The organism is Hyphomonas adhaerens MHS-3 (assembly GCF_000685235.1).
Lineage (GTDB): Bacteria > Pseudomonadota > Alphaproteobacteria > Caulobacterales > Hyphomonadaceae > Hyphomonas > Hyphomonas adhaerens.
Window position 1 is genome coordinate 34,727 of sequence record NZ_ARYH01000005.1, and the last position, 24,229, is coordinate 58,955.

A 24,229-nucleotide genomic window follows, 5' to 3' on the forward strand; every position below is an offset into this window, starting at 1 on the left:
CGTCAGGCGGCAGGTCCGCGTGAGCGCGCCCATTTTTGCGAACCGGATGCGGCGTGCCCGAGGCTAGTGCCGGCAGTCTCGCTTTTCGGGCCATGCCGATGATACTGCGCGCCTTTCAAAACCAGCTTCAGCGCTTCCCAGTGAATTCCGGCAATCACGCCAAGTGTCATGAAGGGAAATTTGGCAAGCAATGCTAAAGTTGCCCTTGCCGTGACAGGACGGGCCTTCCCGGCCAGATAGGCCGTCATCCGTTCGGTCTCTCCATCGCGATAGGATATGGACAGCGTCACGTTGTCAGAAGGCGGCCGGACGGTAAATTCGTAGTGTCCGCGCTGATCGAAGAATGGGGAGACATAAAACGCCTTGTCGCATTCATGCCGGCAGACTCCATCAATTAATTCGGCAGCACACAGATAATAGTGCCGTTCCCCAAACGTATTGCCGACTTCATAGAGCACATGGTGAAGGTCGCCTCCCTCATTGCGGAGAAAGTAGACCGAGACCGGATTAAACACATATCCGAACATGCGAGGTAAAGTGAGGAGTTCAATCGTTGCCACATCTTCCTGAACGCCCTGCCGATCGGCAAACGCCCGCACCCACGCAGCCAGGTCTTTTGTCTGGCCGTCTCCATGTTCCAGCGGATCAAAGCTGATCAGGCCACGTTTTCCGATATTCAGGAACCGGGTGATCCGGCCGGCTTCGTCCAGACGGTCCAGGTCCAGCAACAAATAAGCAATCCGGTAGCGCAGAGCATGCGATACGCGGCCAAATCGTTTATGGCTTACCTGACCGATATAGAAGCGTGCCGGTTGGTTCATGCATGAACCCTTCCCGTTTCAGTTCGCGCCAGGCGCTCCTGGCTGAAATCGAACGCCCAGGGGCGCTTCCAGTCGCTCAGCAACTCCGCGACGGCCAGACCGGATTGGAGCCCGTCTTCATGGAAGCCATATCCCTGCCACGCCCCGCAAAACCACGTGCCGCGGCGCCCCTGAATGGACCAGATCTCTCGCTGGGCTTCCATCGCCCGGGCATCGAACACAGGATGATTGTACACGAATTCACGTTCCACTTTGTCCTCAGCGGGCTCCTGTTCCGGGTTCAACGTCACGAAATAGTTGGTCTTCGTATCCAGCCGCTGGAGCGCATTCATCCAGTATGTCACGGACAGCTTGAGCGAGTCATTGCGTTTCGCGCGGTAGTTCCATGCGGCCCAGGCCCTGCGCCGCTCTGGCATCAGGCTCTCATCCCTGTGAAGGATCACACGGTTCGGCTGTGTACGGAAGCGGGACAGGATTCCGGCCTCCACGTCGTCTGCGTCTTCGAGCAGCGCAAAGGCTTCCGGTGCATGGCAAGCGAAGATGACCTCATCGAAATCCTGATGCGCTCCCGACACAAAATGGATCCGCACGCCCTCCCCGTTACGCGTGACAGACCGGATTCCGGCATTGCAGCGTATCCGCTCCGAAAACCCTTTCGTCAGGGGGCCGAGATATGACGCGCTGCCGCCATCAACCGATTGCCAGGGAAATTGAGGGCGAACGCTCACCAGGCCATGATTGACAAAGAACCGGGCGAGACTCGCCGCTGGGAAATCCATGATCATCGAGACCGGACAGGACCAGATTGCCGCTGCCATCGGCAACAAGTGATAGTCCACGAAAGCCCGTCCGTAGCCTTCTTCAGCCACATACTCTCCGATCGAACGGCCGCGCTGACAGGTCGCCAATTCGTGGGAAGCGGCATGGAAGCGCAGTATGTCCTTCAACATCAGGTAAAAGCGCGGGCTGGCCATATTCCTGCGCCAGGCAAACAGCCCCTCCATGCCATGGCTGGCATATTCCATTCTCGCATCGGGGATCGAGACAGAAAAGTTCATCTGGGTGGGATTGGCTGCCACGCCGAGATGTTCGAACAGCGCCGTCAGGTTTGGATAATTCGGCTCATTAAAAACAATGAACCCTGTGTCCACCGGCACAGGCCCTTCCGGGGCCTCCACAATCATGGTGGCCGTATGTCCGCCAATCCGGTCTGCTTTTTCAAACACAGTGATATCGCATGCGTCCTGCAGCGCCCATGCAGCGGAAAGACCGGAAATGCCGGTTCCGATGACCGCCACTTTCGGACGGCGCCCATCAGAGGTGGCCACAGATCGGCGGATTACAGGTGCGGCGACATCAAATGGCATAGGTGTTCTCCGGTTTGTTCATAGAGATACGCAGCAGCCTGCCTGCCGGATTGGATGATCCAATCCGGCTTTATTTGCGTAAGAGCAGAAAAGGAGGCGATAATGCGATCCGTGACGTCCGCTCAGTCAGGAGCCATTCATGGCATCAAACAGAAAAGCCTGGCCAAAGTGAGCGCCCTTCCCGGCCGCTCTGCTCTGGACGGCGAGTTGATGTCTCGGGTGGTCAGCTCCGCTGACCGCGAAGCATTCAACACGCTGGCTTTACATTATGCCCCGCGCCTCAAGGCGTGGCTGGTACATCGTGGCGAGGGCGACTCGACGTCAGAGGACATTGTCCAGGATGTGCTGACAGCCGTCTGGCAAAAGGCCGCCAGTTTTGACAGTTCAAAAGCGAGCTTTTCAACCTGGGTCTACCGGATGACCCGCAATCGCTGGATCGACCACAAGCGAAAGCATGACCGGCTGCAACCGACGGCCCCGCAAGACATGATGGAGCTTTCTGACGAACTGGAGGATTCCCCCCACGCTGGTCTGGAAGAAGCCCAGGCCGCACAAGCCGTGAGGGACGCGCTCGCAACCCTGCCGCCAGAACAAAAGCAAATGCTCTATCTCGCCTTTTTCGAGGGGCTATCCCACAGCGCCATCGCCGAACGGACAGGGATCGCCATCGGTACGGTGAAAAGCCGTATCCGAGCTCCCCTGAAGAAACTCAGAACGACACTTGAAGCCTATCGAAAGGATGCGCCATGAATTCGGCAAATTCCCTGCCGGTCACGGTTGATGACGACTGGCTGGCCATGCAGTCAGCGGGTTCGCTCTCGCCGTTCAAACAACTTCTGTTGACCTGCCAGGCAGACATCAATCCGCGCCTGCGGGATGCAATCACCTCAAACGACCATGTTGCGGGCGCCATGCTCGAAAGCGCAAAACCTGCAGCACTGTCAGACGATTTCCTCACTCGCCTGAACACCCGTCTGGATGCGGACCTGCCTGTCCAATCAGAGGCCAATGGCGAGACCCGTGATGAAGATGGCCGTCCGGAGTGGATGCCCGCGCCGCTGGCAGACTATATCCGCCGCTCAGGCAGCCGTCTCAAATGGCGCAGTGCCGGCCTCGGTGTTCAGCGAGCGCGGCTCGGCCGCAACAGGCGCGGCGAGCGCCTTTACCTGCTGCGGGCAAAGCCCGGACTTCCCGTCCCACGGCATTCCCACAGCGGACAGGAATGGACGCTCGTTCTGGCAGGTGGCTACAAATCCGGCTCGCAGCAATTCGTTGCCGGCGACCTTCATCAGGAAGACGAGGGCTGTATGCATGACTTGCGGATCGATGATGACGGCCCGTGCATTTCCCTCATTGTCGATGAGGGAAAGCTGAAGTTTGCCAATCCCCTGCTGAAGCTGTTCCAGCCGGTGCTCGGCATCTGACCTGCGACGCGGCCAACCCCTGTCACGAGGGATGATCCCCTGTGGGCACTTCTCGCGTCTAGGGGGCCCCGCCTTCGCGGGCAGCCTCATTGGCCTTCCAGACACGCTGGAAATTGCCGCCCAGGAAGGCCGCTAGTTCCGGCTCGCTCATGCCCTTCCGGCGTAGCAATGCCACCAGATCCGGCAGATGACGGTAATTGTCGAAGACTGGCTTGTAGTTCGCGTCCATATCGGATCCGAGGCAGACATGATCGATGCCGACCAGGTCCACCAATTGGAAAATGCGGTCCCCAAAACCCGCCAGATCACTGATCTCAATACCGCTCGGCCACGCCCCGATAATCCCCCCTGCATCGGCCGCCGCCTTGGCAAGTTCGAGCGAGATGAAGCGCGGATGATAGGAGTGGGCCGAACTGATATGGGTATGTGTGAACATCACCGGCAGGGTGCTGAGCTCCAGCGCACGGAACGCCCCGGCCTCGGCCATGTGGGACAGGTCGATCATCATCCCCAGACGGTTCATCTCGCGAATGATCGCGTCGCCTTCTGAGGTCAGCCCGTCATGGACCGGCTCATTGGTCATCGCGTCGGCGAGACCATTGGTGCGATAGTGGACGAGCGTGATGGACCGGACGCCATCCTGATAAGCCTCATTCACGCGCTCGATTGATCCTTCCAGGAAGTCTCCCCCCTCGACAGTCCAGATGGCCCCCGGCCGCCCGGACGCGCGCGCAGCCTCCAGCGATTCCGGGGTCAGCATTTCAGTGACGAGATTCTGCTTTGCCAGCCGTTTGAGATTGCCGATCTGGACCTTGTAGCTCTCCCACGCCTCTCCTACCCTGAAGGGGCGTTGGGCCTCCAGACCCTTGCCTTTCGCCAGGTTCAACACGTTGAAATCCGACACGGCCGCAAAGCAGGCTGCCGCGAGGTGGCCTTCGCGCATGTCACCTATGGTGCGGCGCTCGAAACCGGACTGCGCCTTGTACACTTTCAGGAGCGGCGCAAGACCGGAAGCATCGCGCGCAAATGTCCGCCCGGGATGGGCGTGGCTGTCGATCGCCGGATACTTGTCCAGCAGCGCAATGGCCGCCGCGCGCTCATCTTCCGCCACTTCAAAACCAAGCGGCGCCGGAGCTGGCCTCTTACGCAGCCAGTAAGCGCCGTACGCAACGCCGGCACCGGCAACGAGCCCGCCGCCTATCAAGGCGCGCCGTGTCATTTTCCCCATGTTTCTCTCCTCCTCCCGGCACCGCCTGCCTTTAGGCTTGTTCTGCCATGGCTTTCATATCCGCGATGGCCTCATCTGCCGTCAGCGTGAAGCCATAGGAAGCAAGCTTTCCGATGGTCGATTGATAAGATTCAAGGTGATAGGTCGTCGTCGCATCACTCACGACGCGGGAAATATATCCGTAATCGAGCGCGACACGCGTTGTGGTCTCCACGCATTCATCCGTCATGAAGCCAACAACGATCAGGTGCTCGATCCCCATATTGCGCAGCGTCGTATCAAGGCTCGTCCCCGTAAACGCGCCGCTGGCGGTCTTGGTAATGACGATTTCATCCGCTTTGGGCCGGGTAGGTTCCAGGAATTCTGTCGCCGGGCTTCCGGGCGGGAAGTTCCAGCCGAGACGGCTATGCAGCTGGCTGGTGTCACGGCCCTGACAGGACAAGGCCTGAATTTTCACGTGAATCGGGGGGATCCCGGCAGACCTTGCCGCGTCCAGGACACGTGCAGCCTGGACTACGGCAGCATTAAACCGGACTTCGTAGTCACTCAGCGCTGCCTGCACAGCATCTTCCGGCAGACCGGCCGCGACGGCGTTCTTCACATGGTAGGACGGCTCCGCCAGGTGCTGGATGTCGATCAGCAGCAGCGCCGTATTGTCCAGCGTGGCTGCCGGGGGGGCTTTTGGATTCACAAAGGAAGTCGCCAGAACGTCATTGATCCCGATGGCCGGCTGGGTGGGTGTGGTCATGCTGTCTCTCACTCAGGTTTGTTTGGAATGTCTTGGAATGGATCGCCGGCCACTGTCTCAACGGCGCGATTGCCCGCCTCACTGAGAACGGCGCGCAGGCTGATCTTGAAAAGCCGCGCGACCACGTCCTCCTGCCCGATCAGGCCCGGGGCGACATAGCGAAGCTGGTCAGCAGTATAGAGGTTTGCGATTCCGAATGCGGCCGCCTGCAAGGCAGCGAGCACCAGATCCTTTTCGACATCGGTGAAGTAACCCTCGCTGGAACATTCGGTCACCAGCTCGTCCATCAGCCGAATCGTTTTGTACCTTTGCGCCTGGTAGGTCTCCGACGACAGGATTTCCTCGGTTTCCATGCTCTTCATCAGCAGGAAGTAGCCGGGATGCGACCGCGCGAAATGGACGTAAGCGTATCCCACGGCCAACAGGCGCGAGAGCACCATGTCGCCCGCCTGATCGAGCGCATAGGAACGATAGTTTTCCTGCAACACGTAGCCGGCGATCGCGGTCTCGACCAGCAGGTCCTGCTTGCTCTCGAAGTGCCGGTAGATCGCCGGGACGGAAGTGCCGACCATCTTGCCGACCTCCTTGAGCTGGAAGTCCAGCGAGTGGCTTTTCGCAATCAGCTTCGCAACCGCTTCAATGATCGCATTCCGCAGGTCGCCATGGTGATATCCGGTCTTTTTACGTACCCGTCCGGAAGAGGTTTTCAGGACATCTGCCATTCACTACCGCCTCCCCACATCGTCACCATCATGACGCGTTGACACAATAATGTTAATTCAATTAACTTGCGCGGGCAAGGCTTGGGACGTGCGCCTGCGCAAGCAGGCGCCAGGGTCACCCCAAGGCTGACATCCGAATTCAAAGGGAAGATCAACATGAAGACGTCTAAGCTATTGATGGGCGCAAGCTGCCTGATTCTGGCGGCCGCGCCGTGGGCCGCTGCCTCCGCACAAACACAGACCGGAGACGAAACCGCAGATACGGTTGAAACGGCGAGTGCCGGTCAGGAAGACGAAGTCAAAGTCTATGAGGGCATCGTCGTCACCGCGACACGCCGTACCGAGAAACTGTCTGAAGTGCCGATCGCGATGTCCGTCTTCGGAGACGACAGCATCGAGCAGACAAGCGTTCGCGAGCTGTCGGAAATCTCCGGCTACATCCCCAACGTGTCGATCTCGGGTCACAACGACTTCCGCTCTGTCATCACGATCCGCGGTGTGGGCTCTGCCTCCCGCAATATCGGTTTCGACAGCCGCGTCGGCGTCTATGTAGATGGCGTCTATATGGGCCAGTCACCGGCTGTGAACCAGGAACTGCTGGATCTGGAACGCGTCGAGGTGCTTCGTGGCCCGCAGGGCATGCTGTTCGGCAAGAACACCGTGGCCGGCGCCGTCAGCCTTGTCACCAAAAAGCCGGAAGACCGCTTCTTCGGCAAGCTCAGCGCGAATGTCGGCAACTACAATCTCCGCGAATTCCAGGGCATGCTGAATGTGCCAATCTCCGAGAAAGTTGCTGCCAAGGTTTCGATCTCCAAGACTGACCGCGACGGCTATATCGACAACATCACGACGGGGAACGAACTCGACACCAAGGATGTGCTGGCCTATCGCGCGCAGCTGCGCATTACGCCGTCCGACCAGTTCGAGATCAATCTCGCCTATGACGGTCTTTCTGCCGACAACAAAATTCTGGTCGGTGAGCCGTTGACCGACCCTTATGGCGTGATGGTCACACCGTTTGCTCCGGAACCGCGCAAGGTCGCCTTCGATTTCGACCCGACTGAAGAGCGCGATGTGTCCGGCGCGATGATGGACATGACCTATGAATTCCAGAACGGGTTCACCGTGAAATCGATCACGGGCTACCGCGATACGGACGCGTCTTACTCCAACGCTACCGACTATGCGCCGATCTCCATCATCTATGTCGACTATGGCGACGAGTTCAAACAGACGACCCAGGAGTTCCAGCTGATCTCCCCGTCTGACAGCGCCTTCACCTATATGGGTGGCCTGTACTACTACAAGCAGGACGCAGACACGGTCCGCGACGTGACCCTTGGAAACGATTTTATTGAGGGCTTCATTCAGCCCGTCGTGGCGCCCCAAGTGGCACCTCTCCTCAATCTTGATCCGGCGACCCTGACGCCGGCACAACTTGCTTTCATCTCTTCGATGGTCGGCTTCGGCCCGGTCGGCTCGAAGGTCACGAACAGCGGAAGTGTCGAAACGGAAAGCTTTGCGGCGTACGTCAACGGCTCCTACGACTTCAACGAACGCTGGACCCTCGGCTTCGGCGTGCGCTACAGCACGGAAGACAAGAGCGTGAACTGGCTGCTTGATGGCCGGAACTCCGGTGTCTTCGCCATCGGCTCGACCAATGTAGCGCCCGGTGACACCACGACGGCCCCGACGCCGCTGATCAATGACCGTAGCGACAGTTTCCTGTCACCAGCCATCAGCCTCAGCTACGCTGTGACCGATCAGAGCAACCTCTACGCCAAATACTCCTCCGGTTATAAGAGCGGGGGCTTCAACCTCGACTACATCAACGAGAATGAACTGGCCGCGAACTCCGGTCTGGAATTCGGCAAGGAAACAGTGGATGCCTACGAACTCGGCCTGAAGAACACCTTCATGAATGGCCGCTTTACGCTGAACCTTGCTGCCTTCTACTCCGAATATACCGACTATCAGGTGAACCAGTTCGTCGATCTCGGACAAGGCCGCACATCGATCCGCATCACCAATGCGGCGAAGGTGATCACGCAAGGTCTCGAAGGTGAGTTCAACCTTCAGGCCACAGACAACCTGTCCCTGCAGGGCTCTGCCGGTTATCTGGATGCGACCTTCGACTCGTTTCCGGGCGGCGGCACAGCCGGCGCAGACGTTTCCGGCAATGATCTGAACAACGCCCCGGAATGGAGCGCTTCACTGGGCGCTGTGTACACGCGCGACATTCCCTCGGTCGACTCGACGCTCCTGACGCGGCTCGACATGACGTATTCGGATGGCTACTTCACCACCGCCGACAATATCAAGACAGCAACACTGCCTTCCACGCAGGTGGTGCCGTTTGGATATATCGACTCCATGACACAACTGAATGGACGCATCGGCCTGATGAGCAATGATGGCCGGTACGAAGTTTATCTGTGGGGCCGCAACCTCACCGATGAAGACGGTCTGGTGGACGATTTCCGCGACTTCTTCGGCACATTGGTCAATCACCCGAATATCGGGCGGACCTATGGTGCCGAACTGGTCGTGAACTTCTAGTTCATCCGTATTGCCTCCATACCGGGAAGGATCCGCAGCATGCCCCCTGTCGACGCGGACCTTTCCCGGTATTTTTCTGACTCCTACGAAGAAGGCCGCAGGAAATTCCTGGACGCCTGCCTGCGGCATGACCTGGAAGTTCAGCGTCATGTGCACCCTTCCCTGAAAGCCCCCTCCGGCGAAGATCTCTCAATGGATGCGGCATGGTATGGGCCGCAGGATGCCGCGAGGGTTCTGGTGTTCAGCTGCGGAACGCATGGACTGGAAGCCGCCGCTGGGGCCGCCACAATGCTGAGATGGCTCGACAGGGAGGGCCCCGGCCAGTTGCCGGACGATATCAGTGTTCTGCTCATTCACGCGATCAACCCCTATGGCTGGGCCTGGTCGCACCGGATCAACGAAGACGGTATCGACCTCAACCGGAACTTCCCCGACCGGTCACAGCCGCAACCATCCAACCCGGACTATTTGGATATCCACCAGCTCCTGCTCGCTGCCACACCCGACGAAACGGGGCTCGACAAGTTTGCGAAGGGCTTTCACACCCTGACGGCTAACAAGGGAATGAACGCGGCACTGACCGGTATCACATCCGGCCAGTTCGATTTTCCTGAGGGGCTCAGCTTTGGCGGTCAGGCGCTCAGCTGGTCAGGCAAGACCCTGTTTGCCATCGCGCGCAAACATCTGAGCCGAGCCGAGCGGATCCTTCATATCGACTGGCATACCGGCATCGGAGAATATGGCCAGCCTCATTTCATTCTGGATGAAGGCAAGGGATCGGACACGCACATCCTGCTATCCGACTGGTGGCCGGGTCACGCTATTCATTGCGATGATGTCGTCGAGGGTGTCTCCATTTTCTATAATGGACTTCTGCTGGAAGGCATGCGCGACGAGATTGGCAAATTCAATCCGGCCGAAGTCGTCAACCTGACGATCGAGTGGGGCACCTATGATGTCGAAAAAATGTTGCAGGCCCTGATGATGGACAATTGGCTGATGCATCGCGCAGGCGGTGCAGATCCGGCACTTGTGGATACGGTACGGGCCGACCTCATCGAACGCTTCTACCCTCAGGCCACAGAGTGGCGCCGCAATGTCATCCTTGCGTCAGAGAAAATCTATGATCAGGCAGTCGCCGGGCTTGAAAGCTGGGGACGCAGTTAAGGCGCCAAACAGAACGGAAAAAAGGGCGAGGCAGTCTGACTGCCTCGCCCTTCTTTATTCCCCGGGCATTCCGGAAAATTGTGGAGGCGCCCCGAATCCGGGGCGCCTGAGATCATGCGCCGACGATTTCCGGCAGTGCCTTGCAGAAGCGTTCCACGTCTTCGATCTTGCCAGTCGAGACGCGGGACCAATCGACATAGTCCATGTATTGTCCGCGGATAGAGATTTTCTTTTCCGCAAAAGCCTTCTGGACGTCATTGGCGGGCTTGCCCGACTTGAAGTAGACGAAGTTCGTCTGCGACGGCAGGTATTCGAGGCCGAGCGTGTCCAGCGTCGTGGTGATCATCTGGCGGGCTTCAACAACCTTGCCTTTGGAGAAGTTGAGGAACTTCTCATCATTGTAGCAGCCGATGGCCGCAGCATACGAGGTGCACGGCGACCAGGACATTGCGGTTGCCTGGATCTTCTGGGCCGTTTCCGGCGAAGAGATCGTGTAGCCCATGCGGATGCCGGCCATACCATAGATCTTGGAGAAGGTACGGGACACGATGACATTGTGCCCTTCATTGATCAGAGGAATACAGGTGTTCCCTGCCGGATCGTCGGCAAGTTCCATGTAAGCTTCGTCAACGAGAACCGTTGTCTTGGCAGCCATACGCTTCACGGCCGCCTTCAACGTGGCCGGGTCGGAGACGAGACCGGTCGGGTTGTTCGGATTACACAGCTGAACAAGGCCGGTGCCTTCGGTGACTTTCGCCTCGATGGCTGGCAGATCGATTTCCATGCCTTCGGTCAGCGGCACACGGTCAATCGTAGCCATGCCGAGACGCGCGGCATAAAGCGCGGTCGTATCCCAGAAAAGCCGCGGCGCAACAATCGGGCCATTCGGACCGTAGATCATTGCGATAGCAGACAAGGCCTCGCCCGAGCCTGTCGTCAGGGCAATTTGCTCAGGCGCCACACCGTTCTTCTCGGCGATCATTTCGAGCAATTGTTTCACAGCAACCTGAGACGCATAATATGCGCCCTTGGAGCCCGCATATTCGATCATCTTGAGAGCGGACGGCGCCGGACCATAGGGATTCTCGTTCCGGGAAAGAAGCGCGACACCTTCCGGCGGACCGAGGAGGTAAGGGTTCTCAACAGCAACCTTCTCAGGCGGGAAAGCTGCCTCCGTGGTTTCAGCGATCGCGGATGCGCCCGATGCGCAGGCCGTTGCGCCCGCGACACCGATACCGGTCGCGCCAGCCAGAAGAAAACGTCTGGAAATATCGTAAGCCATATTCTGATTTACCTGTTGCCTTAGAGTTGAGAAGAAACTGAATCTTTTGAGCTTCGCGGGAATGCGAACAGCAGCGTCATCCTGTCGAAGCAGTGTACAGGACAATTGCGGATGTTGCGAAGAGACAGGAGCCCAGGACGCGCTTCCGGGGGGATGGCGGTGAGACTGTGAGCAGCTTTGGCGCCCAGTGAAGCAATCAGAAGCGGCATTGCCACAATGGCCACGACGGCAATCAAGTTGACATACCCTGCAGCCAAACCTGCCATCATCGTCAAGCTTCCGATCATCTCGGCGACGTACAGGTAGTCCACTTCGTTGCCTGACATACTTCTCTGAGTTTCCTGTTCAAGGCTTGTTGAACCGCCTTTTCCCAATGGAGCAAGGAGGGATAGCCATATCCCTCCTCACAGATCATCGCCTGCCCCCAAAAGGGGCAGGCGAGCTCTATATTCGATCAGAAATTGGCCATCAGTTTGACGTAGTAGTAGCCACCCTGCCAGTCGATGACGTCACCGGAGCGGTAGATACGGCCACAGCAGCTGTCGCCGAGTTCCGCTTTATCCGGATATTGGTCAAAGGCGTTACGGGCACCGATGGAGATCTTCACGGCTTCCGAAGCCTGGAAGGATCCCTCAAGGTCAACCTGAACCTTCGCACCATAGTCCTGATAACGCAGCGGCGCATTCGAGCCGTCAGAGTTTGTGGACTCACCGTAGTAGTTGGCACGGGCCAGGAAGCCGAACGGACCTGTTTGGTGGCTGACCGAGAAGACACCACGTACTTTTGGATCGTAGTTGATGAAGTCATACTGGTCTTCGTCGTTGAGCAGAGAACCGACATCGCTGTCGAACTCGGTCTCGTTATAGTTCACAGAAGCCGTGAACTTGGTCGAGGAACCATTCGCCCAGTCCTTGGAGTAGGTACCGACAACATCCACACCCTTCGTGCTCGTATCGAAGGCGTTGGTGAAGTAGAACACACCACCAATCGATTCAGCACCGACAACACCTGCATTCAACAGGTTCAGGTAGTTTTGATAGGCATCTGCGTCACCAGAAGCATCCGTCGAAACGTCCAGGGTCGAGATGGCATAGACGCGATCTTCCAGGTCGATCTGGTAGAAGTCGACCGTCAGCGAGAAGGCATCATAGGACGACGTGAAGCCCAACGTATAGTTGGTGGATTTCTCAGGCTTGAGCGGTTCTGCGCCAAGCGCGCCCGCAACCGGACCACCTGCCGGGAACAGACCGGTTGCAACCGGGAAGCCGTTCGGGAGGCGGGTCGACACATTGGTCGTGCCTTGCTGACCCGGTGTCGGGGCCCGGAAGCCCGTACCGACAGAACCACGGACCGCAAAGTTCGGCGCGAACTCATAACGGCCAGCCACTTTCCAGACCAGCTCGGAGTCGAAGTCCGAGTAGTCTTCGAAGCGCAGGGCGCCTTGCAGGAACAGGGCATCCGTTACGTCAGCACTCAGATCACCGTAGATGGCGTATGAATCACGGGTGTATTCGCCGGAGAATTCCGGTGAGTAGCCCGGGAAACCGTTCGAACCGACGCCAAGCGCCTGATACACCGGGTCGTCATCGTCGGCGCAGTCCAATGTGGAGCCATTGGCGATAACCGCTGCACCGGCTGCTGTCGGCACACCAGCGGCACAAAAGCCATATGGGTCCGGAAGCGCGTACGGCCCATCGGTGTAGGACTCGAAGTTACCACCAACCAGCTCATAGGATTCATCCATATAGCTGGCACCGAAAGCGAAGAGCAGCGGGCTGGCCAGACCGGTCTCGAACTCTTTCGAGAAGTCTGCCTGAAGCTGCATTTCTTCGTTGATCAGATCACCCGGGTGGAAGCTGATTGGCGACATGTCGCCCAGCGACGGGTTGACCGTGTTCTTCAGCGTGTACTTGATCTCGTTGTGACCGAGACGTCCGCTGAAGTCATAGCTGATGCCGTTGTCCCATTCGCCACGCGCACCGACAACACCAGAGTAGTCGATCACGTTGCCGAAGAAGCGCGGGGTAAAGCCGCCCGGGAACAGATTGAGCGAGGACCAGAGCGAACCGTCCTCAAGGCGAATGTTTTCGATCGTGCCGTTGCCTGGATAGCGATAGAAGAAGCCGCCGTCCGCTTCGGAGTTCGAATAGTTGCCGAAACCGTACAACTCAACATCGCCAATCGTGTAGCCGGCGTTCACGAAACTCCGGAAAGCTTTGGCGTTCGGCTGCCCCCAGGGCTGAACCACACCAGATCCGGAATAGTCAGCGCTATCGAGACCGGCGATGAAGGAATCCAGATCATAACCGTCGATGGACGTATTGCCTGGATTGAAGTCAGGGCTGTTCACGTCAACACAAACCCAGCTTTCACAATACTGCTCACCTCGCTGCGTCGCATCAGCCTTCGAGTACTCAGCAGACACGTTGACGAACCCATTGTCGCCGAGACCGAGGCCGAAATTGCCAGCCAGGGTCGTATTGAAACCGTCGCCTTCATAGTACTGGCCGAAGTCGGCGCTGAACGCACCGCCTTCCGGAGAGTCCTTCAGGATGAAGTTGATGACGCCGGCAATGGCGTCCGAACCGTACTGCGCCGCAGCACCATCGCGCAGGACTTCAACACTTTTCAGTGCGATCGCCGGAATGGTTGCAATATCCGGACCCTGGGTACCGGATCCGCCGATCTGAACCAGAGCGGCGCGGTGGCGGCGCTTGGAATTCACAAGAACCAGCGTCTTGTCAGTCGGCATGCCGCGCAGCGTTGCCGGACGAATGAACGTACCACCATCGGAAATCGGCTGACGCGCCAGTGAGTAAGACGGAACCAGCGTCTTGATGATGTCGTTGGCATCCGTAAACGGCACGTCGGAGATTTCATCCGAGCTCAGAACGTCTACCGGGACAGGCGAATCCATCACAGAACGGGATTTGCCCCGCATACCGGTGATGATGACTTTTTCCTGTACGGAAGTTTCGTCGGCTGCTGGCTCATCATCTGGTTCTGCGTAAGCCACCCCCCCGGTGACCACCATACCTACGACCGCTGATGACACAGCACATTTCAAGAAAGAACTAAATCGCACTTTGTATTCCCTTTCCGCAGCGGAACCATCACTCTTCAAAAAGTTCCGTCTGCCCCCTGTTGTCGAGCACACACCAGCTTCCCCCATTGGACCGAACGCCCAAGGCACTGATATTTCTGAGGTGTTGAATCGGCCCGCCGTTGAGCCACATCCATCAACAGGTTGCTCAAAATGCCGCCTTTGGCATTCAGTCCCTGCTGACGTCTGTAACAAGCTGTCCCGGGTCGTCGCTGGAGCCAATTCGAAACATGTCGCCGATGATGCGGAATCGTTAACCCGTCACGCTTTTGTGCACTGCACACCAAACAACGCACAAAGTCTCAGCACTCAGCAGGTGCCATCCAGGTGACATGAGTTGTGGGGCTTTATGGAAAAATTGCGAAGATCGCGAGAACGTTTTCAGCAATTTCCCGCATCGGCTTTCCCTGAGTCATCGCCATGCGGCGCATGGAATCATAGACGTCCTGCTCCGAAAGGCCGCTCTTGGTCATCAGCAAGCCTTTTGCCCGCTCAATCGTCTTGCGTGCAGCGAGGTCTTCCCGCGATTTTTGCAATTCGTCTCTTAGCGCCAGCGTCAATGAATGGCGTTCTTCTGCCACGTTCAGGATCGCCGGAATGCGATCCGGCTCCAGACCGTCCACGATGAAGGCACTGACGCCAAGTTTCAGCGCGCGGCTCATCTCCTCCCGGGACCCTTGGTCAACGAACACAAGAATCGGCACCGACCTGAAGCGGCGCATGGCGAGCAATTCCGTCAGCAGATCCAGATCCACCTCTGGTGACGCAAGAATGATTGCGCTCGCGCCAATCAGCTTGAGACGCCGCGCTTGCCAGTCTGCATGTCCGGTGATTTCCGTTTGATGAGGCTGGTCGCCCAACGCACCCGCAATGCGCCCCGCCCGAACACGATCGCTGGCGAGAATCAGAATCTGGCGATCCCAGCTCGTCGTTTCGGACGCGCTTTCGGATTGCTTTTCCTCTGACAGCAACACCGTACAGCGGGTATTCTCAGCAGCCATGTCGTTCGGAACTCTCCACAAAACGTTCAAACCGTTGAAGCTGTTTGAATTTTGCGGACAACCGTGCCGAGTCCAAACAGTCGAATCGTAGATGCCGCATCAGTTTGCCTGCATCTGATCATTCCTGTTCCGCGATTGACCAAATACCCGGCAGGAAGCGTCCGCAAACCCGTCTACCCAGAGGCGCAGGCCGTCCAAATTCCGGGCGCATTCGACGCCACGCCGCCAAAAACGCCGTATCGGCAGGCAGACCGTTCGGGGAGCCGAGGCCGTGCCGCTCTCGCCTTGACCGGTCCATTCGGGCCTTCAACAGTCGCGTCCGGGAACGCATTCGCATCGAGGAAACCATGAAACGTAGAGATTTTCTGGCAACCGGCACTGGCCTGGGCGTCGCCGCCCTCACTGGCTGCACGACGACAGCCACGGGATTTGCACCTGCTCCAACGACCGGTGACGCGCTGGTGCAATCGATTGGCGCGCCGATGCGGCCCATCAAATCCTCCATGAGCCGCGTTACCCGCACGATTGTCGGGCTTCGCCCGTTTCGCAAACCCGGCCCCCGGCTCGAAGCCGTCAAAGTCGGGTCCAAGCATGTTGTGCACAATTATGGACACGGCGGCGGCGGGGTATCGCTGTCATGGGGTGTCGCCGAACTGGCAGCAACCCTCACCAAGGAGACCCATGCGGACAAGGTGGCCGTGCTGGGATCGGGTGCAATCGGCCTCTCAACCGCAATTCTTCTCCAGCGTGCCGGAATGCAGGTGACGATCTACGCCAAGGATTTCCCGCCCTACACGACATCCAATGTCGCTGGCGCGATGTGGCACCCGGTAACCCTGTTCGAAAATGATCAGGTATCTCAGGAAACCCTGGCCATGCTCGACCTGGCCTCTCGCATCGCTTTCAACCGGTTCATCCGTTTCGCAAACGACCCGAAATACGGCGTTTACTGGATCCGCCAGTATTCGCTGAGCGACCGCCCCATGAGCACACTTCGTCCTTATGTGGGGGGCGACACGCTTTATCCCGGCCTCAAGCGCAACCAGGCCGGCGGGCCGTTCGGCTTCCCTTACTATGACGGCTACTACACGCTGATGATCGATCCCGACATATACCTGCGTGCGCTGGTGAATGACTTTCTCGCAGCTGGCGGCCGCATGAAGGAAATGACATTCGAGACCGAAGGCGACCTTGAGACGCTGGGTGAATCCAGCATCGTCAATTGCATGGGGCTCGGATCCGGCAAGGTGTTCGGAGACGAAAGCATCATTCCGGCACGCGGCCAGCTGAGCTTCTTGCTGCCTCAGAACGACATTGACTATGGCTATGCCGGATCTACCGATGACTATGGCCTGCTTTATTCGTTCCCCAGGAAGACGGGGATTCTCCTGGGCGGATCAGTCGATAAAGGCGACTGGAGCCTGGAGCCGAGAGCGGACGAAATCAGGCGAATGGTCGATGGCCATGCCTACCTGGCCTCCAAGCTGAACTGATCCAGCCCCCCATTCTCAATTGAACGCAGCGACGTGACTGGATCTTCCCACTGAAGATCCATCCCCTGCCCGTGCGGGCAGACTCGCCTGCGGGGCAATAGCCACTGCGACGACTGCCTCCTTCAGGGATCCGATACCGCCACGCGCATCGTCTGGCGTGACTGCTCCGGCTCGTATCCGGACGCTTTGACGCGACCGGTCAAAACTGTGTCGTCCGCCGTCAATACCGCCAACGCGCCGACGCGTAGTCAGAACACAGCTCAAGTCCGAAGGATCAAGGCAGCACCGCCCCGGTGCCACCCTCACCCCACTGGAACAGCGGCGGACACTCAAATGATTCTCAAGGAGACCCACATGTCTATTTCGCGCTTCCCCCTGAAACTTGCCCTGGCGTCGGCCGGTCTCGCCGGACTGCTTGTCGCCCAGCAGAACGCCACCGCCGAGACGGCCCGTGCCGCTACCGCGACAATGCCGCCTGTAAATGATGGCCTGCCGATGCCGGGCTTCAAAATCGATCCGGCAACAACCGCAATTGTCATCACCGACCCGCAAAACGACTTCCTTTCACCGGACGGCGTCACCTGGGGCGTTGTCGGCCAGAGCATCACCGAGAACGGCACCGTGGAAAACCTGGAAGCCCTCTTCAAAGTTGCCGACCAAACCGGCATGCCCGTGTTCGTGTCGCCGCACTTCTATTTCGAGCACGACCACAAATGGGAATTCGAAGGCACGCTCGAAACTCTGATGCACAGCATCGGCATGTTCGACCGCCCGCATTCCCTGACCCTGGAAGGGTTCGAAGGGTCCGGCGCCGACTGGCTGGAGCGGTACAAGCCCTACATCAACAACGGCAAGACGGTCGTTACCAGCCCGCACAAGGTCTACGGCCCCGAAACCAACGACCTCGTCCTCCAGCTTCGCAAGGCCGGCATCTCGAAGGTGATCCTGGGTGGCATGTCGTCAAACCTCTGCACCGAATCCCACATGCGTGAGCTGATCGAACAGGGCTTCGAAGTGATGGTTGTCACCGATGCCACTGCAGGCGCCATCACCCCGCTCTACAACGGCTACGACGCGTCGCTTACCAATTTCCGGATGATCGCCAGTGCGGTCGACAACACCGATAACACGGTGAAAGCGATCAAGGCCGCTCACGGCAAATAGGTCCCTCCCCATCCACGCCTCACCCAGCGTGGATGACCTGCAGCCCGGCTGGCGGCTTCCCCCTCTCTCCCCCGCCAGCCGGGCCCTTCCGGGCCGCCCGAGAAGCATGCCCGCCTCCCAATCGAACTCAGGACCGATGACATGCCCGAACAAGAACTCCTCCCGCCCCTCGAGGCAGATTTCAGACCGGCTCCCGTTGTCTGCACCCTGATCTTCCATGTCCGTCTGGAACTCAAAGCCCAAGACGTCCCAGACGTTCAACTCCTGCCGGCCACCGCCCCCGTCCGGCAGGAGCCCTCCCAACCGAGCCTGTGGCTCCAACCTCCCATAAAGGAAATCGAAATGTCCCGTACAATCACACTCTCCGCCATGGTAATGGCTGTTGCCATCGCAACGGCCCTGCCGGCCGCCGCTGAAGACGAACACAATGTTTCGACCGGCATCACGACCGCCGGCGCGCCGCTTGGCCTGCATGGCGTCGATGCTGTCGCGCTGACAACGCTGAATGCTGTCTCTGAAGGCAATGCAGAGTACACGGTCGTTGAAGACGGCGTTGCCTACTACTTTGCGTCCGCTGACTCGGCCAAGACATTCAAAGCCGACCCGGCAAAATACGCGCCTCAGTATGGCGGCTTCTGCGCTTACGCCGTCGCACTTGGCAAGAAGTTTGACGGAGATCCGCGGTATGCCGACATCGTCGACGGCAAGCTGTATCTGTTCGTGAACGAAGAGATCTTCAAAAAGTACAAGAAGGACTCCAAGCGCATCCTGGCCAAAGCTGAACGCACCTGGCCACGCATCGAGCACAAGGCTGTGGGCGACCTCTAGGTCTCCTGTAGCCGGGCGGCCGGAAACGAATTCGGCCGCCCACGCCTTCTTTCCTGATCAACGAGAGACAATCGAAATGAGACCGCCCCTCCCGCCCTTTACGAATGAAACTGCCATCGGAAAGGTCCGCCTGGCCGAAGACGGCTGGAACAGCCGCAACCCCGAAAAGGTTTCTCTCGCCTACACCGAAGACAGTGCGTGGCGGAACCGCGACACATTCATTACCGGCCGCGCCGAAATCGTCCGGTTCCTGACGGAAAAGTGGCAAAAAGAGCAGGCCTACCGGTTGATCAAGGAATTGTTCGCATTCACAGACAACCGCATCGCCGTCCGCTACGCCTATGAGTTCCACGACGCAAACGGCCAATGGCACCGTGCCTACGGCAACGAGAACTGGGTATTCGATGCCCAGGGCCTGATGCAGAACCGCTATGCCAGCATCAACAACCTTCAGATCCGCGAAACAGACCGCCTGTTTCATTGGTCCCAGGGCCGACGCCCGGACGATCATCCGGGCCTCAGCGACCTCGGCCTCTGATCAGTCTCAGGCCTCTTCCAGGACCGGCGTTTCGGCCGGCGCCAGACGGATAAGGTAATCGAATGCGGAGAGGGCCGCCTTGGCCCCTTCGCCCATCGAAATCACGATCTGCTTGTAGGGGGTCGTCGTGGCATCACCGGCCGCAAACACACCCGGAAGCGAAGTCTGGCCCCGCATATCGGTCACGATCTCACCACGCTCGGTCAGTTCAATGCTGCCACGCAGCCATTCGGTGTTCGGCACGAGTCCGATCTGAACGAAGATGCCTTCCAGCGCAACTTCGTGCACGTCATCCGTGTTCCGGTTCTTGTAGGTCAGGCCCTTTACTTTGGCACCATCGCCAAGCACTTCAGTGGTCATGGCAGACGTGATGATGTCGACATTGGACAAGCTGCGAAGCTTGTTCTGAAGCACCGCATCGGCACGAAGCTGGGTATCAAACTCAATCAGCGTGACATGAGCGACAAGGCCAGCGAGATCGATCGCCGCTTCGACACCCGAATTCCCCCCGCCGATCACGGCAACGCGCTTGCCCTTGAACAGCGGCCCATCGCAATGCGGACAGTAAGCCACGCCCTTGTTCCGGTATTCCTCTTCGCCCGGCACGCCCATCTGACGCCAGCGGGCACCGGGGGCGAGGATCAGGCTACGGGTCTTCAGACCCGCACCATTCTCCAGGACGACTTCGTGAAGGCCGCCTTCTTCTTTGGCCGGGACCAGTTTCGCGGCGGTCTGGAGGTTCATCACATCAATGTCGTATTCCTTGATGTGCGTTTCCATTGCGGTCGCAAGCTTGGGACCTTCTGTGTACGGTACAGAGATCAGGTTTTCGATACCCATCGTGTCCAGCACCTGTCCGCCCAGCCTTTCGGCAGCGATACCGGTGCGGATACCTTTGCGCGCCGCATAGATCGCGCCTGCAACCCCCGCCGGGCCGCCACCGATGACCAGCACGTCAAAAGGCTCTTTCTCCGAAATCTTCGCCGCCATTTTTTCCTGCGCGCCGGTATCCAGCTTCGCGAGGATCTGTTCGACTTCCATGCGTCCGGATCCGAAGACCTCTCCATTGAGGTAAACCGTCGGCACGGCCATCACCTGGCGTTCATCGACTTCGCTCTGGAACAAGGCACCATCAATCGCGGTGTGCCGTATGTTCGGGTTCAGCACCGCCATCATGTTCAGGGCCTGAACAACGTCCGGACAGTTCTGGCAGGACAGGGAGAAATAAGTTTCGAACTCGAACGTCCCGTCGAGCGATTTGATTTGCTCGATCACCTCAGGCGCCACTTTCGGCGGATGTCCGCCGACCTGGAGAAGCGCGAGGACGAGAGACGTGAATTCATGCCCGAGCGGCAGGCCAGCAAAGCGCAGGCTGATATCGGCCTCGGGAGTTGTGATCGCAAAGGAGGGTGTGCGCGCATCGTTTCCGCGCGACCAGCTGACCTTGTCGGAGAGTTCGGAAATTTCGCCCAGCAGCTCTTCGAGTTCCCGGCCGCCTTTGGAATCATCCAGGGCCGCCACGAGTTCGACCGGGCGGCGGATTTTTTCCATATAGGCCTTGAGCTGGGTTTTCAGGTTGGCATCCAACATGAGTCGTCTCCTGCGAAGATCGCGTTCGCACCGTCAGACAGCGCGTATTCCTGCGGGGTAAGGGAAGATGTGCACCGGCCGACTGCGATCGTCGCAGCCAGCCGGGCACCTATATTGCCGAGAATCAGATCTTGCCGACCAGTTCCAGCGACGGAGCGAGGGTCTCTTCACCCTCTTCCCATTTTGCCGGGCAGACCTGGCCTGGGTTTGCGCGGACATATTGTGCCGCTTTCACCTTGCGGACCAGTTCAGCCGCATTGCGGCCGACGCCTTCGCAAGTCACTTCGATCACCTGGATCACACCGTCCGGATCGACAACGAACGTGCCCCGGTCAGCCAGGCCCATGTCCTCGCGCATATTGTCAAAGTTGCGGGTGATTGCGCCCGTCGGATCGCCGAGCATGTAGTATTCGATCTTGCCGATGGCCGGCGACGTCTCGTGCCACGCCTTGTGGCTGAAGTGCGTATCGGTCGACACGGCAAAGACTTCAACGCCCATGCTCTGCAGCGCAGCGTATTCGGACTGCAGGTCTTCCAGTTCGGTCGGACAGACGAACGTGAAGTCTGCCGGATAGAAGAAGAAGATCGCCCATTTGCCTTTCACATCGGCTTCGCTGACTGACTCGAACTTGCCTTGTTTGAATGCTTCGGCCTTGAAGGGCTTAATTTCAGTATTGATCAGGGACATTGTGGCTCCGTCTGTTGTTGCTTGCCGGGACAAATCCAATACCTGTCCGATGTGGCTTGCCAATAAAATATGGTGGGACAAATCGCGCGCTTGTCTTTGATTATTGCGCTTTTGAGTCCCGCGATTGACGTTTCCTTCGCCCTACTTCCTTTTCTATAATTATTCTAAATTGGGAAACAAGGGCAGAGCCGCGAGCGCGTGCAGACATTCCACAATCTCCTGCATTTTCTGGAATAATTGCGGGCCAACAGCGCGCCACCCCACGCCGCCATCACCGAATCGACGCCATGGCACATCCCGCTCGCTGGCCAGATCTGCACGATTGTCATGCCACCCCCATGGCGTGCGATGACTTGATGATCGAATTTTGGTCCCCGGCATCCAAAGCGGCGATCTGGACCAGATTTCCCTTTACCTCGCCACTGCGAGGCCTACCACCGATACATAAAGAGGAGGGTATGATGGAGGGAGCGACCAGGCGGTACGCATTGGCGATGATTGGCGCGACAGCTGGCAGCGCCGCGCTTTACTCCGCGATGAAGGCGATTCATCACGTCCAGCCTTCGTCCTACAAGGGGCCAATCAAACTCGACGGAGACCCGAAAGGCGCGAAAGTCCTCGTCCTCGGCGCCGGTCTTGCGGGCATGGTCGCCGCACTGGAACTCAGATCAGCTGGCTACACGGTCGAAGTCCTGGAATACCGGGAAAAAGCGGGGGGCCGCTGTTGGACATTGCGCGGCGGCGACACCTACACCGAGATGGGGGGCGCCACCCAACAGGTCGCCTTCGAAGGTGACAACTACATCAATCCCGGCCCATGGCGCATTCCGTATGACCATTATGGTGTGCTGGACTATTGCCAGCGTCTCGGCGTCCAGTTGGAACCGTTCATCCAGCAGAACCACAACGCCTACCTCCACAACAGCAAAGCCTTCGGCGGCAAGCCTCAGCGCTTCAAGCACATCGCAACGGACTATCGCGGCCAGACATCAGAACTGCTTGCCAAGGCCGTCGACCAGAACCGGTTGGACGACATGCTCACGCCGGATGACCGCGAAGCCCTGATCGAATCCCTCCGGGCAACCGGCGCCCTGGACGACACCAACTCCTACAAGGCCGGAGACCTGACCAGCCGGTATCGCGGATTCGGCAAACCACCCGGTGCCGGCTTCGGTGGTGCACCATCCGCATCCGATCCGATCAGTCTTTCTGAGATCCTGAAATCCGGGATGTGGAACCGTCTTGCAGATGCCGACCTGCTGGATCACCAGATGCCGATGTTCCAGCCCGTCGGCGGCATGGACATGATTGCACAGGCGTTTGCCCGCGAAGTTGGCGATCTCATACGCTACAATTCCAAAGTGGTTTCCCTGCAGCAGGACGATAATGGCGTCCAGGTTGCCTATGAGGACACCCGTACGGGCGAAAAGCGTACAACGGAAGCCGACTGGTGCGTCTGCACCGTCCCCTTCTCCATCCTTGGCCAGATGGATCACGATCTCTCGCCGGAACTGACGGCGGCGGTCAACGATGTCTACTATCGCGGTTCTGCGAAGTGGGGCCTGGAATTCAAGCGGCGGTTCTGGGAAGAGGACGACAGGATCTACGGCGGGATCAGCTACACTGACCTACCCATCGAAATGATCTCCTACCCCTCCGGCGGCCTGTTCACCAAAGGCCCGGCTGTCTTGCTTGGCGGCTATACATGGGACGACGCACAAGCGTTTGAGTTCAATGCCATGCAGCCGGAAGAGCGTATCAAATGGGCCCTTGAATTCGGGTCTCACATTCACCCGCAATACCTGGAAGAGTACAAGACCGGTGTCAGCGTCGTCTGGCACAAGGTTCCCTGGGTGCTGGGATGTTTCGGTATATGGCGGAACAAGGAAACCCATTACGCAAACGCAGTGAAGATCGACAATCGCGTTGTCTGCGCGGGCGAGCATGTCTCCTATCTCGGAGCCTGGATGGAAGGCGCCATCGAGTCTTCCCTCGACGCGATTGGCCGCCTGCATGACAAGGTGATCAACGGATGAGATTTCAAACCCGCACCACCCGAACCGTCCTGACTGCCACAGCGTTTGTGGCCACAGCGCTGACCATGCACGCCGATGATGGCATTCCGGAAATTACGACCTTCGAGCCGACGCCTCTGGAAGAAAAAATCTTCGATGGCCCTGGCGTGACCGTGACAAGCGGACAAGAGATTTATTCAACGCTCTGCGCCGGCTGCCACATGCCGGAAGGCGAAGGCGCCGTCGGTGGCGGCATGTACCCCGCCCTCGCCGGAAACGAAAAGCTTGAGTATCCCGATTATGCTGTCTTTATCGTCCTGAACGGTTACAAAGCGATGCCATCCTTCGCCCACACGCTGTCGGATGAGCAAGTGGCGGCAGTCGTCAACTACTTGCAGTCCGGACTGGGCGGAAACTCATTCGAACCGGCCGCAACGGCCGAACAGGTCGAACTCAGCCGGCCCCAATAATCAGATTACGGAGTCAAAACC

General features: G+C 58.4%; 21 protein-coding genes. 10 read left to right on the forward strand and 11 right to left on the reverse strand.

Annotated features, from left to right (window positions below; translation table 11 throughout):
* Positions 1-2: 2 nt before the first annotated feature.
* Positions 3-821 (reverse strand): DUF1365 domain-containing protein, encoded by an 819-nt coding sequence (locus tag HAD_RS17390; protein ID WP_051596452.1) that lies wholly within the window; start codon positions 819-821, stop codon positions 3-5.
* A complete protein-coding gene (locus HAD_RS17395; RefSeq protein WP_156942327.1) occupies positions 818-2,188 on the reverse strand; it encodes an NAD(P)/FAD-dependent oxidoreductase in 1,371 nt (456 codons plus the stop codon). Before HAD_RS17395 ends, HAD_RS17390 begins: the two co-directional genes overlap by 4 nt.
* A 54-nt stretch (positions 2,189-2,242) precedes the next feature.
* Between HAD_RS17395 and HAD_RS17400 the strand changes: the two genes are divergently transcribed.
* On the forward strand, positions 2,243-2,938 hold the full coding sequence (locus tag HAD_RS17400; RefSeq protein WP_206741296.1) for a sigma-70 family RNA polymerase sigma factor: 696 nt from the start codon (positions 2,243-2,245) through the stop codon (positions 2,936-2,938).
* Complete coding sequence (locus tag HAD_RS18265; protein ID WP_051596454.1) at positions 2,935-3,612, forward strand: cupin domain-containing protein; 678 nt, start codon at positions 2,935-2,937, stop codon at positions 3,610-3,612. The genes HAD_RS17400 and HAD_RS18265 overlap by 4 nt, the downstream gene beginning before the upstream one ends.
* Positions 3,613-3,670: 58 nt before the next feature.
* Here the strand turns inward: HAD_RS18265 and HAD_RS18270 are convergent, their stop codons facing one another.
* From HAD_RS18270 to HAD_RS18275, 3 genes are read right to left on the reverse strand one after another with little or no spacing between them, the layout of a single operon-like run.
* Positions 3,671-4,840 (reverse strand): dipeptidase, encoded by a 1,170-nt coding sequence (locus HAD_RS18270; RefSeq protein ID WP_051596455.1) that lies wholly within the window; start codon positions 4,838-4,840, stop codon positions 3,671-3,673.
* A gap of 31 nt (positions 4,841-4,871) precedes the next feature.
* A complete protein-coding gene (locus HAD_RS17415; protein WP_051596456.1) occupies positions 4,872-5,588 on the reverse strand; it encodes an isochorismatase family protein in 717 nt (238 codons plus the stop codon).
* 8 nt (positions 5,589-5,596) lie between these two features.
* Positions 5,597-6,310 (reverse strand): TetR/AcrR family transcriptional regulator, encoded by a 714-nt coding sequence (locus HAD_RS18275; RefSeq protein ID WP_051596457.1) that lies wholly within the window; start codon positions 6,308-6,310, stop codon positions 5,597-5,599.
* A gap of 156 nt (positions 6,311-6,466) precedes the next feature.
* Here HAD_RS18275 and HAD_RS17425 point away from each other — a divergent pair, with 156 nt between their 5' ends.
* Together HAD_RS17425 and HAD_RS17430 are read left to right on the forward strand one after the other, a co-directional pair.
* Positions 6,467-8,869, forward strand: coding sequence for a TonB-dependent receptor (locus HAD_RS17425; RefSeq protein WP_084332050.1), 2,403 nt, complete (start codon positions 6,467-6,469; stop codon positions 8,867-8,869).
* Between the two features lie 39 nt (positions 8,870-8,908).
* Positions 8,909-10,036 (forward strand): DUF2817 domain-containing protein, encoded by a 1,128-nt coding sequence (locus HAD_RS17430; RefSeq protein ID WP_051596459.1) that lies wholly within the window; start codon positions 8,909-8,911, stop codon positions 10,034-10,036.
* A gap of 112 nt (positions 10,037-10,148) precedes the next feature.
* Here the strand turns inward: HAD_RS17430 and HAD_RS17435 are convergent, their stop codons facing one another.
* The 4 genes from HAD_RS17435 to HAD_RS18280 all read right to left on the reverse strand — a co-directional run bounded on the left by HAD_RS17435 (position 10,149) and on the right by HAD_RS18280 (position 15,422).
* Entirely contained in the window at positions 10,149-11,318 is a 1,170-nt protein-coding gene (locus HAD_RS17435; protein WP_035574093.1) for a pyridoxal phosphate-dependent aminotransferase, read from the reverse strand.
* A gap of 20 nt (positions 11,319-11,338) precedes the next feature.
* A complete protein-coding gene (locus tag HAD_RS17440; protein WP_035574096.1) occupies positions 11,339-11,644 on the reverse strand; it encodes a hypothetical protein in 306 nt (101 codons plus the stop codon).
* Between the two features lie 128 nt (positions 11,645-11,772).
* Complete coding sequence (locus tag HAD_RS17445; protein ID WP_051596460.1) at positions 11,773-14,352, reverse strand: TonB-dependent receptor plug domain-containing protein; 2,580 nt, start codon at positions 14,350-14,352, stop codon at positions 11,773-11,775.
* 416 nt (positions 14,353-14,768) lie between these two features.
* Positions 14,769-15,422: an ANTAR domain-containing response regulator gene (locus HAD_RS18280; protein WP_051596461.1), complete on the reverse strand. Its 654-nt coding sequence runs from the start codon at positions 15,420-15,422 to the stop codon at positions 14,769-14,771.
* A gap of 347 nt (positions 15,423-15,769) precedes the next feature.
* Between HAD_RS18280 and HAD_RS17455 the strand changes: the two genes are divergently transcribed.
* From HAD_RS17455 to HAD_RS17470, 4 genes are all read left to right on the forward strand, one after another.
* A complete protein-coding gene (locus HAD_RS17455) occupies positions 15,770-16,915 on the forward strand; it encodes an FAD-dependent oxidoreductase (RefSeq protein ID WP_035574100.1) in 1,146 nt (381 codons plus the stop codon).
* Between the two features lie 354 nt (positions 16,916-17,269).
* The gene (locus HAD_RS17460) at positions 17,270-18,079 is read left to right on the forward strand and encodes an isochorismatase family protein (protein WP_084332060.1); all 810 of its coding nucleotides are present in this window, start codon (positions 17,270-17,272) and stop codon (positions 18,077-18,079) included.
* Between the two features lie 342 nt (positions 18,080-18,421).
* Positions 18,422-18,907, forward strand: coding sequence for a YHS domain-containing (seleno)protein (locus HAD_RS17465; RefSeq protein WP_035574183.1), 486 nt, complete (start codon positions 18,422-18,424; stop codon positions 18,905-18,907).
* A 76-nt stretch (positions 18,908-18,983) separates the two neighbouring features.
* The gene (locus tag HAD_RS17470; protein WP_035574101.1) at positions 18,984-19,445 is read left to right on the forward strand and encodes a nuclear transport factor 2 family protein; all 462 of its coding nucleotides are present in this window, start codon (positions 18,984-18,986) and stop codon (positions 19,443-19,445) included.
* 6 nt (positions 19,446-19,451) lie between these two features.
* Here HAD_RS17470 and ahpF read toward each other — a convergent pair whose 3' ends face one another.
* Together ahpF and ahpC are read right to left on the reverse strand one after the other, a co-directional pair.
* Positions 19,452-21,035, reverse strand: coding sequence for an alkyl hydroperoxide reductase subunit F (ahpF, locus tag HAD_RS17475; protein WP_035574112.1), 1,584 nt, complete (start codon positions 21,033-21,035; stop codon positions 19,452-19,454).
* A gap of 124 nt (positions 21,036-21,159) precedes the next feature.
* A complete protein-coding gene (gene ahpC / locus HAD_RS17480) occupies positions 21,160-21,723 on the reverse strand; it encodes an alkyl hydroperoxide reductase subunit C (protein ID WP_035574116.1) in 564 nt (187 codons plus the stop codon).
* Between the two features lie 461 nt (positions 21,724-22,184).
* Between ahpC and HAD_RS17485 the strand changes: the two genes are divergently transcribed.
* Positions 22,185-23,759 (forward strand): flavin monoamine oxidase family protein, encoded by a 1,575-nt coding sequence (locus tag HAD_RS17485; protein WP_035574185.1) that lies wholly within the window; start codon positions 22,185-22,187, stop codon positions 23,757-23,759.
* A complete protein-coding gene (locus HAD_RS17490; protein WP_051596462.1) occupies positions 23,756-24,208 on the forward strand; it encodes a c-type cytochrome in 453 nt (150 codons plus the stop codon). The genes HAD_RS17485 and HAD_RS17490 overlap by 4 nt, the downstream gene beginning before the upstream one ends.
* The last annotated feature ends 21 nt before the right edge of the window (positions 24,209-24,229 follow it).

Bases quoted from the DNA above. Each gene is read 5' to 3' on its own strand.
- HAD_RS18270 (WP_051596455.1), bottom strand. From the start codon at position 4,840: ATGGGGAAAATGACACGGCGCGCCTTGATAGGCGGCGGGCTCGTTGCC.
- HAD_RS18280 (WP_051596461.1), bottom strand. From the start codon at position 15,422: ATGGCTGCTGAGAATACCCGCTGTACGGTGTTGCTGTCAGAGGAAAAG.
- HAD_RS17455 (WP_035574100.1), top strand. From the start codon at position 15,770: ATGAAACGTAGAGATTTTCTGGCAACCGGCACTGGCCTGGGCGTCGCC.
- ahpC (WP_035574116.1), bottom strand. From the start codon at position 21,723: ATGTCCCTGATCAATACTGAAATTAAGCCCTTCAAGGCCGAAGCATTC.
- HAD_RS17445 (WP_051596460.1), bottom strand. From the start codon at position 14,352: ATGGTGGTCACCGGGGGGGTGGCTTACGCAGAACCAGATGATGAGCCA.
- HAD_RS18275 (WP_051596457.1), bottom strand. From the start codon at position 6,310: ATGGCAGATGTCCTGAAAACCTCTTCCGGACGGGTACGTAAAAAGACC.
- ahpF (WP_035574112.1), bottom strand. From the start codon at position 21,035: ATGTTGGATGCCAACCTGAAAACCCAGCTCAAGGCCTATATGGAAAAA.
- HAD_RS17460 (WP_084332060.1), top strand. From the start codon at position 17,270: ATGTCTATTTCGCGCTTCCCCCTGAAACTTGCCCTGGCGTCGGCCGGT.
- HAD_RS17440 (WP_035574096.1), bottom strand. From the start codon at position 11,644: ATGTCAGGCAACGAAGTGGACTACCTGTACGTCGCCGAGATGATCGGA.
- HAD_RS17490 (WP_051596462.1), top strand. From the start codon at position 23,756: ATGAGATTTCAAACCCGCACCACCCGAACCGTCCTGACTGCCACAGCG.
- HAD_RS17470 (WP_035574101.1), top strand. From the start codon at position 18,984: ATGAGACCGCCCCTCCCGCCCTTTACGAATGAAACTGCCATCGGAAAG.
- HAD_RS17485 (WP_035574185.1), top strand. From the start codon at position 22,185: ATGGAGGGAGCGACCAGGCGGTACGCATTGGCGATGATTGGCGCGACA.
- HAD_RS17400 (WP_206741296.1), top strand. From the start codon at position 2,243: ATGATCCAATCCGGCTTTATTTGCGTAAGAGCAGAAAAGGAGGCGATA.
- HAD_RS18265 (WP_051596454.1), top strand. From the start codon at position 2,935: ATGAATTCGGCAAATTCCCTGCCGGTCACGGTTGATGACGACTGGCTG.
- HAD_RS17415 (WP_051596456.1), bottom strand. From the start codon at position 5,588: ATGACCACACCCACCCAGCCGGCCATCGGGATCAATGACGTTCTGGCG.
- HAD_RS17395 (WP_156942327.1), bottom strand. From the start codon at position 2,188: ATGCCATTTGATGTCGCCGCACCTGTAATCCGCCGATCTGTGGCCACC.
- HAD_RS17435 (WP_035574093.1), bottom strand. From the start codon at position 11,318: ATGGCTTACGATATTTCCAGACGTTTTCTTCTGGCTGGCGCGACCGGT.
- HAD_RS17430 (WP_051596459.1), top strand. From the start codon at position 8,909: ATGCCCCCTGTCGACGCGGACCTTTCCCGGTATTTTTCTGACTCCTAC.
- HAD_RS17465 (WP_035574183.1), top strand. From the start codon at position 18,422: ATGTCCCGTACAATCACACTCTCCGCCATGGTAATGGCTGTTGCCATC.
- HAD_RS17425 (WP_084332050.1), top strand. From the start codon at position 6,467: ATGAAGACGTCTAAGCTATTGATGGGCGCAAGCTGCCTGATTCTGGCG.
- HAD_RS17390 (WP_051596452.1), bottom strand. From the start codon at position 821: ATGAACCAACCGGCACGCTTCTATATCGGTCAGGTAAGCCATAAACGA.